This is a genomic window from Silvimonas amylolytica (assembly GCF_014645555.1).
In the GTDB taxonomy this organism is placed as follows: Bacteria; Pseudomonadota; Gammaproteobacteria; order Burkholderiales; family Chitinibacteraceae; genus Silvimonas; species Silvimonas amylolytica.
The window spans coordinates 870,773-885,187 of sequence record NZ_BMLY01000001.1 but is presented as its reverse complement, the minus strand read 5'-3'; the positions used below and the strand labels follow the sequence as shown (position 1 = coordinate 885,187).

General features: G+C 57.4%; 9 protein-coding genes. All 9 read right to left on the bottom strand.

Translation table 11 applies throughout. The features are described 5' to 3' along the window. Positions 1 to 76 precede the first annotated feature (76 nt). The 9 genes from IEX44_RS03905 to IEX44_RS03865 all read right to left on the bottom strand — a co-directional run bounded on the left by IEX44_RS03905 (position 77) and on the right by IEX44_RS03865 (position 14,299). A complete protein-coding gene (locus IEX44_RS03905) occupies positions 77 to 793 on the bottom strand; it encodes an ABC transporter ATP-binding protein (RefSeq protein WP_188689088.1) in 717 nt (238 codons plus the stop codon). After that, positions 790 to 1,560: an ABC transporter ATP-binding protein gene (locus IEX44_RS03900; RefSeq protein ID WP_188689084.1), complete on the bottom strand. Its 771-nt coding sequence runs from the start codon at positions 1,558 to 1,560 to the stop codon at positions 790 to 792. The genes IEX44_RS03905 and IEX44_RS03900 overlap by 4 nt, the downstream gene beginning before the upstream one ends. After that, on the bottom strand, positions 1,553 to 2,704 hold the full coding sequence (locus IEX44_RS03895; RefSeq protein WP_188689081.1) for a branched-chain amino acid ABC transporter permease: 1,152 nt from the start codon (positions 2,702 to 2,704) through the stop codon (positions 1,553 to 1,555). The genes IEX44_RS03900 and IEX44_RS03895 overlap by 8 nt, the downstream gene beginning before the upstream one ends. 16 nt (positions 2,705 to 2,720) lie before the next feature. Further along, positions 2,721 to 3,650 carry a branched-chain amino acid ABC transporter permease gene (locus tag IEX44_RS03890; protein ID WP_188689076.1) on the bottom strand — a complete coding sequence of 310 codons (930 nt, stop codon included), beginning with the start codon at positions 3,648 to 3,650 and terminating at the stop codon, positions 2,721 to 2,723. A 604-nt stretch (positions 3,651 to 4,254) separates the two neighbouring features. After that, positions 4,255 to 5,718 carry an efflux transporter outer membrane subunit gene (locus tag IEX44_RS03885; RefSeq protein ID WP_188689073.1) on the bottom strand — a complete coding sequence of 488 codons (1,464 nt, stop codon included), beginning with the start codon at positions 5,716 to 5,718 and terminating at the stop codon, positions 4,255 to 4,257. Beyond that, the gene (locus tag IEX44_RS03880) at positions 5,711 to 8,869 is read right to left on the bottom strand and encodes an efflux RND transporter permease subunit (protein WP_188689071.1); all 3,159 of its coding nucleotides are present in this window, start codon (positions 8,867 to 8,869) and stop codon (positions 5,711 to 5,713) included. The genes IEX44_RS03885 and IEX44_RS03880 overlap by 8 nt, the downstream gene beginning before the upstream one ends. A 9-nt stretch (positions 8,870 to 8,878) precedes the next feature. Then, positions 8,879 to 10,069, bottom strand: coding sequence for an efflux RND transporter periplasmic adaptor subunit (locus tag IEX44_RS03875; RefSeq protein ID WP_229678730.1), 1,191 nt, complete (start codon positions 10,067 to 10,069; stop codon positions 8,879 to 8,881). A gap of 266 nt (positions 10,070 to 10,335) precedes the next feature. After that, entirely contained in the window at positions 10,336 to 11,325 is a 990-nt protein-coding gene (locus IEX44_RS03870; protein WP_188689068.1) for a ChbG/HpnK family deacetylase, read from the bottom strand. A 166-nt stretch (positions 11,326 to 11,491) separates the two neighbouring features. Next, complete coding sequence (locus tag IEX44_RS03865; protein WP_188689065.1) at positions 11,492 to 14,299, bottom strand: hybrid sensor histidine kinase/response regulator; 2,808 nt, start codon at positions 14,297 to 14,299, stop codon at positions 11,492 to 11,494. Positions 14,300 to 14,415 lie beyond the last annotated feature (116 nt).

Below are 14,415 nucleotides of genomic sequence, written 5' to 3'. Positions count from 1 at the left end.
ATGCGTGATGTAAAGCGAACGGGTCGCATGATGCGACCCGTTCCGCTGCGTGGCAAGGATTTAACCGGCGAGCCGTCTACTCACCCAGATACGCATGCTGGATGCTCTCGTTGGCCAGCAAGTTGGCCGCACTATCGGCCAGCGTGATCTTGCCGGACTCCATCACATAACCCCGATTGGCGGTCTGTAGTGCCAGGCGGGCGTTCTGTTCAACCAGCAGCATGGTCACACCTTCGGCGGCCACCATGCGGATGATTTCAAAAATCTTCTGCACAATGATCGGCGCCAGACCCATGGAGGGTTCATCCAGCAGCAATAAACGCGGGCGGCTCATGATGGCGCGGCCCATGGCCACCATCTGTTGTTCACCACCGGAAAGCGTACCGGCTAACTGTTTTTGCCGCTCTTTCAGGCGCGGAAACAACTGGTAGACGCGTTCCATATCAATGGCGATATCGGCTTTGTCATTGCGCGTGTAGGCGCCCATCTGCAGATTCTCTTCCACGGTCAGCCGCGAAAAAATCCCGCGGCCTTCCGGCACCATGGCCAGACCGTTTTTGACATAGGCGTAAGAGGGCAGTTTGTGGGTGGGCTGACCTTCATAGAGGATCTGGCCGCTCGCCGGTTTGAGCATCCCGACCAATGTTTTCAGCGTGGTGGTTTTGCCCGCACCGTTGGCACCAATCAGCGCAACCAGTTCACCCTTGTTGATTTCCAGATCAATGCCTTTCACCGCCTGGATGCCCCCGTAGGCCACCTTCAGGTCTTTGACTTGCAACAGCGGTGTACTCATTCCGGGGCAACTCCAAGATAAGCTTCAATCACGCGCGGATCGTTTTTGATTTCCGCCGGGATGCCTTCTGCAATTTTCTTGCCGTAATCGAGCACGGCAATACGGTCACACAAACCCATCATCAGTTTGACGTCGTGTTCGATCAGCAACACCGTGACGCCATCACCGCGGATTTTTTCCAGCAACGCTTTCAGTGCCACGGTTTCTTTCGGGTTCATGCCGGCTGCAGGTTCATCAAGCGCCAGCAGCGTCGGGTTGGTCCCCAAGGCACGGGCGATTTCCAGCCGGCGCTGATCCCCATAAGACAGATTGCGCGCCGCTTCGTCGGCGTGTTTCTGAATGCCCACATACGCCAGCAGTTCTTGCGCCCGGGCGCGGATTTTTGCTTCTTCCGCACGGGTTTTCGGACCCCGGAACACCGCACCCAGGACGCCGGCACGGGTACGCACGTGCTGGCCGACCATGACGTTTTCCAGCGCAGTCATATTGGCGAACAGGCGGATGTTCTGAAAGGTCCGGGCAATGCCGCTTTCCACCACAACATAGGGTTTCTGGCGGAAAAGGTTGATGCCGTTGAATTCGAACTTGCCTTCATCGGGCTGGTACAACCCCGTCAGCACGTTAAACAGCGTGGTCTTGCCAGCGCCATTCGGGCCAATCAAACCGTAAATTTCGCCCCTGTTGATGGTCAGGCCCACGTCGTTCAGGGCATGCAGGCCGCCAAAACGTTTGTGGATCCCTTCAATACTCAGCAATGTGTCAGCCATGGGCGCGCTCCGCGTCCTGCAAATCGGACTTCTCTTGTTCAGCAATGGCATCGGTGGCGTGCAGTTCGGCACGGCGGCGGCGTGACGGCCACAAGCCTTCCGGGCGCAACAACATGATGATGATCATGGCCAGACCGAACAGCAGCATGCGCAGATTTTCCGGGTCAATCAGGCGGCGACCAAACAAACCTTCCTGCAGCGGGTTGATTACATCACGCAGGATTTCCGGCACGATCGAAACCAGAATCGCCCCCAGGATGACGCCCGGAATATTGCCCATACCCCCCAGCACCACCATGCACAGCACCATGATGGATTCCATCAGCACAAAAGACTCCGGGCTGACAAACCCCTGGAAGCTGGCAAACAACGCACCAGAGACACCGCCAAACGAAGCGCCCATGGCAAATGCCAGCAGTTTGACGTTGCGCGTGTTGATACCCATGGCATTGGCCGCAATTTCGTCCTCGCGGATCGCCACCCAGGCGCGGCCAATGCGCGAATGCTGCAGGCGTTGCGTCACAAAGATGATCAGGCAGCAGAACGCCAGAATCAGGTAGTAATACGTGTGCACCATCTCAAACTTCAGGCCCATCCAGTAAATGGGTTTGCCGAAGTCATACCCCGCCAGATGTACCGGGTTGATGTTGTTGATGCCTTGAGGGCCGTTGGTAATGTTGATCGGGCGGTCCAGATTGTTCATGAAGATCCGCACGATCTCGCCAAAGCCCAGCGTCACAATCGCCAGATAGTCCCCACGCAGTTTCAGGGTAGGGGTGCCCAGCAAAATGCCGAACACGCAGGCGACCAGCGCACACATCACCACCATGATCAAAAACGGCGGGTGCTGCATCCACAAGGGCATGACCGCTTGCAGTTGCGGCGAATTGAAAATGGCATAGCAATACGCGCCCACCGCATAAAACGCGATGTAACCCAGATCCAGCAAGCCAGCAAAGCCCACGACAATGTTCAGGCCTAACGCCAGCATGATGTACAAGAGCGCGAAGTCGACGGCGCGAATCCAGGATTTACCGTTTTCAAAGCCGGCGCCCAGTACCCAGGGCAAGACCAGCAGAATGGCGGCAAAAATGAACAGTGCAATCTGGCGCTGACGAGATGTTTTTATAAAAGCAGGAAACATGTTTGATCCTCCCCGCTCAAGCGCGCTCGGCGACACGTTCGCCCAGAAGGCCGGACGGGCGGAACACCAGCACCAGGATCAGCACCAGGAAGGCGAAAATGTCCTTGTAGTTGCTGCCAAGGAACCCACCGGTCAGATCGCCCAGATAACCCGAGCCCAGACTCTCGATAATGCCCAAAGTAATCCCGCCCAGCACGGCGCCCTGCAGGTTACCAATGCCGCCGAGTACCGCCGCGGTAAAGGCTTTCAGACCAATCAGAAAGCCCATATACGGATGGGCCTGGTCGTAATTGGCGGCGACCATCACGCCTGCCACGGCGCCCAGGGATGAGCCGGTGATAAAGGTCATGGAAATCACGTTGTTGATGTTCACGCCCATCAGCCCGGCTACTTCCGGGTTTTGCGCGGTGGCACGCATGGCGCGGCCCAGTTTGGTCTTCTCGATCATGAAAAACAGCCCGGCCATGAGCACGATGGCCAGGATCACGATGGCAACTTGCAGATCGGTAATCGCCGCACCGAAGAAGTCATGCACGGTTTGTGGCAGGATTTCCGGGAACGGCCGGTAGCTGCGGCCCCAGATCAGGCTGGCGACTTGCTGCAGCACAATGGATACCCCAATGGCGGTAATCAGCGGTGCCAGGCGCGGCGCGCGGCGCAAGGGGCGATAGGCGATGCGTTCTACCGCAAACCCCAGGAGCGCAGAAACCGGAATCGCCATCAACAGGCCGGCCAGCAACATCAGCGGCCCCGGCAAATGAATGTTGTGCCCGACCAGCACATTGATGCAGGTAATGGTCACCATGGCACCGAACATGACAATTTCGCCATGGGCAAAATTGATCAGCTGCATGATGCCGTACACCATGGTGTAGCCCAGCGCGATCAGCGCATAAATGCTACCGATCACCAGACCATTGATGATCTGTTGCAGAAAAATATCCACGTTGCTTCATCCTCTGATGACTGCTTGTATCTGTAACTGGCAAAACTGACGAATGAACCTGTGGACTGGCGCTTATGGAGCCGCTGCCTGGTGCGTCCCGGCTTTTGGCCTGGGGCTATTCTGGTGGCGATCCCACGGTGGTTGTGTTCGTTGAAACGGATGCAGTCAGCTATGAAATCAACCATAACAGTTGCTCCGATCAACCTTACCTGCGGCAGTTTTGAGCGAACACCTGCTGCTTTCCCTTACAGTCAAGTCTTTAGTTTTGCATTTGTGACATATTCCCGAGCCTCTACGCAAACTTGCTGCGGCACGGTGTGGGCTTGCGTTCACAGAATGGGTGCATAGACCGCAAACCCCTTCCTGGCTTGCGTTACAGCCCTAAGCAGGATGCATGCCCAGTGTGTAGAAAGCGTGTGCGTTCACCAAAAGTGCGGTCAACTCCTGTCCTGATTTCTTATGACAAGCCAATGAGTACAGTTGTTCTGCACCGCACTGGTGCAGCCGATGAATGAAAACGGCCCGCTGTCTGTCAGGCAGCGGGCCGTCGTTTTCAGTGGCTTGAAATGACTTCAAAACGGTGGGTATTTGTTTGCGGCAATGATCAGTTTGTCGCTTTTTGCGCAGCGCTGGCGGTTTGCTGATCCGCCGCGATGCGCCAACCACCGCCAACTGCCTTGTACAGGGCCACGCGATCGTTTAGCTCTGCCAATTGCGCCTGGACCAGCGAGAGTCGCGCATCAAACAGATTGCGTTCGGTATCCAATACATCCAGATAGCTGGAGTACCCGTTGTCATAACGCAAGTTGGCCAACCGCAATTGCCGTGTCAGCGCCTGAACCTTGTTTTGCAGTGCTTCGGTGGCTTTGGCGGCTTGATCATTGACCACCAGCGCACCGCGCACATCACCAAACGCGTTTTGCACCGAGCCGCGATACGCCGCCAGCGCTTCCCGTTCTACGCCACGCGCTTGATCAACCTGCGCAGCGGTCAATCCGCCATTAAACAATGGCATGCCCAGGTTGCCGGCAAACGACCACGTTTTGGCTGCGCCCGTGAACAGATCACCAAACGCCAGGCTCTCCACGCCAGCCAGCCCGGTCAGGCTGATGGTAGGGAAGTACGCCGCCCGGGCTGCTTCTACACGGGCCCGCGCGCCGATCAATGTGGCTTCGGCTTGCTGGATGTCCGGACGCCGCAGCAACAAGTCAGAGGGCAAACCAGACGGAATGACTGGCGGATGCCCGATCTCGTCAATGCGTTTGCCGCGCTCTGGCAGGGTCTCGACGATCTGCTTGGGGGATTGACCCAACAAGACAGCCAGTGCCGATTCTGTCTGGGCGATCTCCCCGACCAGATTGGGCTCGGTTGCCTGCGCGGTATTCAGTTCGGCTTCTGCCTGGCGCACGTCCAGTTCAGAGATCAAGCCGCCTTTGAAGCGTTTGGTTTGCAGATCGTAGCTTTCGACCCGCGACTGGATGGTGTCACGGGCAATTTGTAGCTGACCATCCAGCGCAATCAGATTGAAGTAGGTCTGCGCCACTTCGGCATCCAGCGCCAGGGTGACCGCATCGCGGTTGTATTCTGCCGCGAGCAAGTCACGCCGGGCGCCTTCGGTCAGGTTGGCCAGGCGACCCCAGATATCCAGTTCCCAACTGGCAGCTGCAGCCAGCTGGTAATCGGTATAGGTGCCGAGTGTGGCTTGCGGGCCTTTGCTGGACACCTTCTGTTTGGCACCTGCACCCTGCAGATCCAGTTGCGGGAACTGCGCGGATGAATTGATCCCTACTACCGCACGCGCCTGGTCAACACGCGCAACCGCCTGGGCCAGGTTCTGGTTGTTGGCACGCGCAGTCTGGATCAACTGGGCCAGCAAAGGATCACCAAACTGATCCCACCAATGCGCGTCAACCCAACTGGCATCGCTTTGCATGTGGTCAGCGGAAGGTAGCTCAGTGGCCGGCGCGGTTTTGTCTGGCTGCATGAAGGCGCAACCGGGCAGGGCGAGCGCCAGTACCGACGCCAGCAGAATGCGACGGAATTTGATCGGTGCGATGGGCTTATTCATGATCAGCCCCCTGATGTTCCAGTGCCGGTGCTGGTGGGTCTTCCTTTTTCTTTTTGCTGCCCATACCCATGATCAGCCGGAAAAACAACGGCACGAAGAAGGTGGCAATGCAGGTTGCGGCCAGCATGCCGCCGATCACACCCGTCCCGATGGAGTGACGGCTGGCTGCACCAGCACCGCTGGATGTCACGAGCGGCACACAACCCAGAATAAAAGCCAGTGAAGTCATCACGATCGGTCGGAAACGCAAGCGGGCGGCTTCAATGGAGGCGTCGTACAGCGACATGCCCTCATGATGTTTTTCCACCGCAAATTCCACAATCAGAATTGCGTTTTTGGCCGCCAGACCAATCAGTGTCACTAGCCCAATCTGGAAATACACATCGTTGTTCAGGCCAACCAGCCACACGGCCAGCAGCGCACCAAACAGACCAAACGGCACCGCGGTAACCACTGCGATCGGCAAGGTCCAGCGTTCGTACTGCGCGGCCAGAATCAGGAACACCATGATGATCCCGAAAATGAACGCTTGTGCAGACGTACTCCCAGCCAGTTTTTCCTGGTAAGCACTGCCCATCCAGGTCAGCGTGAAGTCACTGGTCAGTGTCGAATCGGCGACTTCTTCTGCTGCCGCAATGGCTTGCCCGGTGGAATACCCGGCCGCTGGCGTCAACATGACTTTGCCGGCAGAGAACACGTTGAAGCGCTCTACCAGTTCCGGACCGACCACCGGTTTGACCGTGACCATGGCACTCAGCGGGATCATCTGGCCGCTGTTAGAGCGGACATAGACATTGCGCATGTCGTCTGCAGAAGAGCGAAAGTCTGCGTCCGATTGCAGTTGCACCTTGTAGGTTCGACCAAAGATGTTGAAGTCGTTGACGTACTGCGCGCCAAATGTTGCGGCGATGGTGTTGAACACCTGGTTGACCGGCACGCCCATCGTCTTGGCTTTGTCTCGGTCCAGATCAAAGAACACCTGTGGCACCGTAGCACGGTAGGTGGTGCTGACCGCAGAGAATTCCGGGCGCTTTTTGGCCGCTTCCAGATAAGACTGGATGGCTTGCTGAATGGCCGCCGGATCTGTCGTACCGCGGCTCTGGATATACGCTTCCAGACCGCCCGTTGTGGACATCCCGGTAATGGGTGGCGGATTGAAAGCCAGCACCACGGCATCGCGAATCCGCGTCCCGGCAAACATGACCTTGTGCGCCAGAGAGAATGAATCCTCGCCTTCGCCTTTACGGTCTTTCCAGTCTGCCAACGTCACGAAGGCCGCCGCGCCGTTAGAGCGATAGGTGCTCGACAGCAAGTCAAAACCAGAGAAGGTCAGCGTTTCGGCCACGTCCTTGTTCTTGGTCATGGCGGCATCAAGCTGCGCTGTCACGGCTTCGGTGCGGCTCAAGGATGCGGCATCCGGCATGATCGGAATGACCATCAAGTAGCCCTGATCTTCATCGGGCACCAGCCCGCCGGGGACTGTCTTGAACAGCAACAGCAGGCTGACGATCATGGCACCAAAGATGAGGAACGCAATGCCCACGCGGCGATTCAGGAACGCCACGCCGCCCACGTACTTGCCCGTCATCTTCTCGAAGCCGCTGTTAAAGGCACGGAAGAAACGGTTGGGTTCATGATGCGTTGGCTTGAGAATCAAGGCGCACAGGGCAGGGGTCAGCGTCAGCGCGACCAGACCGGAGATCACCACCGAAACCGCAATGGTCACCGCAAACTGTTTGTACATCACCCCGGTCATGCCGCCCATGAAGGCGACCGGCAAGAACACGGAGCACAACACCAGCACGATCGCGACCACCGGCCCGGAGACTTCTTCCATGGCCTTGATGGCTGCATCCTTGGGCGACAAGCGTTCCGTGCTCATGATCCGTTCAACGTTTTCCAGCACCACGATCGCATCATCCACCACGATACCGATCGCCAGCACCATCCCGAACAGCGTCAAGAGGTTAATGGAGAACCCCAGTGCTTCCATGCCGGCGAACGTCCCGATCAATGATACGGGCACAGCCAGGCAGGGAATCAGCGTGGCGCGCGCGTTTTGCAGGAACACGTAAACCACGATAAACACCAGCAGAATGGCCTCAAACAGCGTGTGGACCACTTCCTCGACCGAGATCTTCACGAAGGTGGTGGTGTCATACGGAATGCCGTAGGTCATACCGTGCGGAAAGCGCGCCTTGAGTTCTTCCATCTTGGCGCGCACAGACTGGATTGTTTTCAGCGCATTGGCGCCAGGTTGCAGGTACAGCGCAATCCCGACCGTGGGTTTGCCATTGTGTTTGGCGACAACGTCATAGGCGTTGGAACTCAACTCAACCCGTGCAATGTCCTTGACCCGGGTTTGCGAGCCATCCGGGTTGGCACGCACGATGATGTCCTCGAATTCTTTCACCGTAGACAAACGCCCTTTGGCGGTGGCGGTGTAGGTGAATTCCTGAGGACGCTTCGGGTCGCTCGGCTCGGCGCCGATTTTACCGGCAGAGAACTGCTGGTTTTGTTCGGAAATGGCGTTCTGGACGTCAGTAGGAGTCAGCCCCAGTTGTGCCACCTTGTCTGGCCGCAGCCAGACGCGCATGGCGTAATCACCGCTACCGATGATGGAGACATCGCCAATACCAGGCAGACGCTTGATTTCATCCACCACGTTCAGCGTGGCGTAGTTGGACAAGAACAATGCATCCTGCGCGCCATTGGTGGAATCAAGCGTCACAAACGCCAGAATGGACGTGGACTTTTTCTTCACCGTAACGCCCTGCCGCTGTACTTCTTGCGGCAACTGGGCCATGGCGGCCTGGACGCGGTTGTTGGTGTTGATGGTGGCCTGGTCCGGGTCGGTGCCAATGGCAAAGTACACGTTCAGGTTCATGGCCCCGTTGGAGGCGGCGGAGGACTGCATGTACAACATGTTTTCCACGCCGTTGACCTGCTGCTCGATCGGCGCGGCGACGGTTTCGGCGATCACCTGCGGTGAGGCGCCCGGGTAGTTGGCGGTCACGGACACCACCGGCGGCACAATCTGCGGGTATTGCTCAATCGGCAATGCCTTCATCGAGACCAGACCAGCAAGCACGATGATGATTGAAATGACGCTGGCGAAGACCGGCCGTTCAATAAAGAACTTTGAGAACATGTCCGCTCCTTACTGCGCGTCGTTGGTATGAGCAACGGCAGCAGGGGCGTCGGCCGCAGCCACATCGCTGGCGGTCACAGGCTCGACAGGTGAGCCTGGTCGCGCTTTGAGTACGCCTTCAACCACAATGCGTTCACCACCTTTCAGCCCGCTGTTCACGAGTACATTAGTGCCATAGGTGTCACCCAGTTGAACCACCCTGGGTTCGACGACGTTCTTGTCGTTGACCACCAGAACGGCTTTGTCGGCCTGGATCTGAACCACGGCGCGCTGCGGGATCAGGAGCGCATTCTTGTGGACGATGCCGCCCACCAGTACGCGCACAAACTGACCGGGCAGCAACTTGCCTTGCGGGTTGGGAATAATGGCCCGCGCGCTGATCGTGCCGGTGGTGGTGTCGACCTTGCTATCAGAAAAGTCGATCGTGCCGCTGCGATCATACAAAGTGCCGTCAGACAGCCGCAGCTTCACCGGGAAACGCTGCCCGGCCGGCAGGACGATTTCGCCGCGCTGCGCCTGTTGTTGCAGCAACAGCTTGTCGGATTCCGAATAAGAGAAATTGGCGTACAGCGGGTCGAGCTGGTTGATGGTGGTCAGCAAGCCACCATTGGCCGATGGTGAAACCAGGCTGCCTTCAGAAAAATTAAGTTTGCTGGCCATGCCATCAATCGGCGCTACGACGTTGGTGTAACCCAGATTGATGCGTGCTTCTTCGGTTTTGGCCTTGGCAGCAGACAGATTGGCCACAGCCGAGTCATACCCGGACATGGCGTCATCGTAATCTTTGCGGGATACCGCGTTTTCTTTGTACAGCGGCACGATCCGGTCACGGTCGGCGGTTGCTTTATCCAGTGCGGCTTTGGCTTGCGCTTCTACGCCAACGGCTTGATCCAGGGAGGCCTTGTAAGGGGCGGGGTCGATCTGGAACATCAATTGACCGGCCTTGACCGGTTTGCCTTCCGTGTATTCACGCTTGAGCAAAATGCCTTCCACGCGCGCCCGCACTTCAATCTGCCGGTAGCCTGCGGTCTGGCCAACAATATCGAATGTTGTTTCGATGTCATGTGGCTCAACTTGGGTTACTGAAACTTTAGGTGGGGGTTGTTGCGGCGCAGCTGCTTTTTTATCGCAACCGGAAAGGGCTATTGAAAGGGCAAGGGCAACTGGAATGCAGACAGGCAGCACGCGACCGGAAAACACGGATATCCCCTCTTTGACGATGTGGCTTGCGGTGCCCTGGATTAAAGCGGCCCTGGAGCTTCGTCAGGCTGATTTATATAAAAGCGCGGTTAAAGCATTCCTGCCCCGAGCCGGGCGGAATGCGTTTGCATTTATATATAGGTCAGAAAATCAGCATTTGATGAGAATCGCGCAAGCTCTCTTGCAAAGAGTTGTCCTGCCAAATACCCGTATTGTAATGAATCAGTTCCCCGGCACTCATGGCCCTGGAAAAGACAGTAACAAATCTACTGGTTAAATGCCTGCATCAGACATTCATCTGTATCGTTATTTACTTTTCCTTGCAGGGATTGTAACGAACTGAAGCCAGTAAAGCGGATTCGGTCTCGCAGTGCGGTTTTTTGCAGGTCGCTATCGCTCCACGCCGTGTAATCAGCCTGGCGCAAGGGGAAGTCGGGCAGTTCTGCTTTGGCGGCGGGTGTGCCCAGGGCCGGGCGGATAAACAACAGGTTTACACCCGCGGGCATGCGCCGTAACAGCGCGGCGTAGTTTTCAGTGCGATCCGCAGTTTTACTGTTGGCTGAGGAAACGAGCGAACTGGCTGTATCCGGCGTGATAATGCCGGCTCGCTGGCCATTGCGATTCAGCGCCTGCTGCCGATCCAGTGGCATATCGCCCAAGGCCGTGATCATGGCATAACCGGTTTGTCGGGCTAGCGAGAGATAAACCCGCGTCAACATCGGGTTGGCGCGCCAGAATGCACTTCGCGGTTCCAGATGGCTGATGTTGAGCCCGGCATCACGTGCTTTGGCAATCTGCGCATTCAATTCAAGGCGCACATCGTTTTCAGTGGCGTGTTGAGACAACTCGGCTGGCGTGCGCCACAGATTGCCCTGGCTGTTGTACAGCGACGGGACGCTTGCTGGCGGCAACACACCGCGCCATGGCAGTTTGTCTTGACCTTCATTCGTCAACGCTAGCGTGATGCCGACACTGATATTGCGTGTCCGCGCTTTTTGGGCTGCGTTATCAAAACTGTTGCCCGTGGGAAGCAAGGCCAGCGTCTGGATGGCGCCACTGTCTATCAGTTCAAAGGCGGCCGCATCAATATCAGGTTGCATGCCCACATCGGTGGCTTCAACGATCACCACTTTGTCTTGGGGTTTGAACCCAAGGCAACTACCCAGAGGTGTCGCTTGTGCAGGCAGTGCGGATACTGATACGACTGCCGTGAAACCCCAGACCAGCCCCTGACTCAACCATCCATGAACGCGCATTGCAACACCACCGTTGTGATTCAACGTTTACTACAGCCCCGTGCCGGATCAGCACACAGGCTATTTCCCGGATGGGCCTCAGGATAACAACAAGTTGCCGCAGACAAAATTCGATACAGGCAGGGTGTTGCGCGCATGGCCTGCACGCGAAGGGGAGAGGTGGCGTTCAGGCGGTTTCGTCGTTGAGCGGTTCAGCGGCAAGCTGCCGCGCACGGCGCGTCACAATCGCGCCAGCTGCAGCCAGTTCGAGCTGGGCGACGGCCAGTTGCATGGCCTCCGGGGTTTGTTCCAGCGCCTCAAGCGCGCGCATCAGTTTAAGCATGCCGATCTGCCCGGCAATGCCCTTGGCGCTGTGCGCATGGCGGCTGCGTGCGCTCAGGGTTTCTTCGCTGGCCAGGTTTTGCAGCAAGGTACTGATACGATCCAGTCCGCGCTGGGCAATCGGCAAGGCTTTTTCCAGCGTATAGCCCATGGCTGCTGCGGCGTCTTCCAGGGTGGCTGGCAATTGGGACTGCACCGGGACTGGCGTTTTGTCGATCAATGCACGCAACAGTTGGTCACGCGTGAACGGCTTGGTCACCCAGCCATCGACGCCGTTGGCGGCCAGTTGTTCTGCATCCGGCGAGTGCCCGGCGCTGACCAGCAGGAACGTGCCCTTGTAACCCAGTTTGCGCAGCGTCTGTGCCAGGCGCACGCCGTTCATGAAGGGCATGTGGAAGTCGGCCAGGATAATGTCGATGCGCTCGTTGGCACGCCAGATTCCCATCGCATCAATGCCATCTTCGGCGCTCAAGACGCTGGCGCCGGCCCGCAACAGGATATCGCTCAACAAGTCCCGGTTAAGCGGCTGGTCTTCTGCAATCAGCACGGTGCGGCCGCTCAGTACGCCTTGCCAGTCGTGATGGCTGGATTCATGCACCGGTTGGGCGGGCGTCACGGGCACGTTGACTGTAAACGTAGATCCCTGGCCCGGCGTGCTGTCCAGGTCAATGTGCCCACCCATCAAATGCGTGAAGTCGCGACAGATCGACAAACCCAGCCCGGCACCCCCTGCACGCCGGCCCGCTGCGGCTTGCTCGAACGGGGTGAAGATCATTTCAACATCTTTGGCAGAAATTCCTGGGCCGGTATCAATGACCTTGGCCACCAGCCAGTGGCCTTGGCCTGGGCGCGCTTCATGCGCCAGGTGGATGGCGACCTTGCCCTCTTCAGTGAGCTTGATGGCGTTGCCGATCAGGTTGACCAGAATCTGCCGCCATTTGCCGGCATCCAGCCTGAACCAGCCCTGGTCTGGCGCGATAATCTCGAATGCGATGCCTTTGCGCGCGGCCTGTTCATGGAACAAACCCTGTAACTGACGCACCAGTGCCGGGATCGACATGGGTGTTTCATACAGTTTGATGTGTCCGGCTTCGAGCTTGCTCACGTCGAGCACGTTCCCGATCAAACTCAGCAAATACTCGCCGCTATCACCAATATGAGAGAGCCATTGCGACTGGTGCGGCCGCAGGTCGCGCTCATCGGACAAACGCTCTACGTAGCCCAGGATGGCGGTCAGCGGCGTGCGGATTTCGTGGCTGACGTGGGCCAGGAACGTTGTTTTGGCATGGTTGGCCGTTTCCGCCTGGCTGCGCGCGGTTTCCAGTTCAGCGGTTCGCTGGGCGACCAAAGACTCCAGCCGTTCTGCTTCGGCAATCAGATGCAAGCGGTAGGCAGATTCGGCTGCTTCCTTGCGGCGGCGCAATTCGCGCACGCGCAGCGCCATCGCCACGCTGAACAGCATGATTTCAATGACGATGCCAACAAAGATAAAGCGGTAGCTGAACGTGTCGTGCTCAATCAAACCGTAGTCACGCAGACCCCAGGTGACGGTGAGCGAGACTGAATACGTGGCCCATGCCGCCAGGAAAAGCTTGGCACCCGGCACGCGGTTGCGAATGGCCGCAACGCTGGCGGCAATGTAGATCAGGAACCCGATCCCGCCGATATTGAGGGCTTCCAGCGCAAATTGTTCTTTATCAAGCAAAGCCGCCACGCTGCTGACCGCACCGATTGCCACAATGCACAGCAAAGCGCGATCGAGCCATGGTGAAAAGCGTGAGACTTGCAGGTAATGACGAACAAACTGGGCTGCGCAAATAAAGTAGATGCCACTGCAGAAAAACAGCAGTTTGAAGCTGAAATGGCCATGCCACAGCAACAAGGGCCAGACCCCGGTGGCACTGTGGAACGAGATCGTCAGCATCACAAGGTTCAGGCCGTAATACAAAAACGCCTTGTCACGCGTTGCGGCAAAGCCGGTGATTGCGCCAAACGCCACCAGCAACATGATGCCGATCATGCCGCCCAACAAAAACATCTCATGGTTGTTGGCGCGGAAAAACGGTTGTTCGCCCCAGATGCGCAGATCGGAATAGATCGGGCCAGCGATGTCGTTATGACCGTTGAACACCACCTGCATCATCACTTCTTTGCTTTCCAGACCGCCCAAGGGCTCGCGAAACACCGGACGGATCGTGGAAAGCGGGCGATTTTCTTCGCCCTGGCTACTGAGAAAATCTTGCTGTTGCCATGGCCCGTTGCTGCCCTCAGGGCGGCTGTACAGCGTCACGCTACCCACGAGGCCATCGGTGTATTCGATCAGGCCATTAATGGCATCGGGGGAGTCGTTATGAATGACAAAACGGAACCACCAGGCGTCGCGGCTGTAACCGCGTGAACGCATCAGGCCATGGGGAGAATGGAATTTTCCGGTACTGGCAGCTTTGTCAGCTTCTTCGACCGTAGCGACCCGCGTAGGGTCTTGCCAGATTTTCAGCTCGCTATCCAGTTCTACGCCGGCGGTATTGGCATCAACACTCACCGCACGGGCCGGCATCATCCCCAGACCGAAGACGAGCAGGCAAAGCATCTGCAATAGCAGATACGCGGCGATGCGGCCTTTGCCTGTGCCGCGTGCTTGCCTTGTGCTCATGTTGGTGTGGGTGTCCCGGTGGTCCGGCTCAGGGTAACGGTGTCTGCGTAGATGTTTGTAAGCTGTTGTCTGAATATGCCTTTGGCATTTTCAACTGTTCGTCGCGCAGTATCACG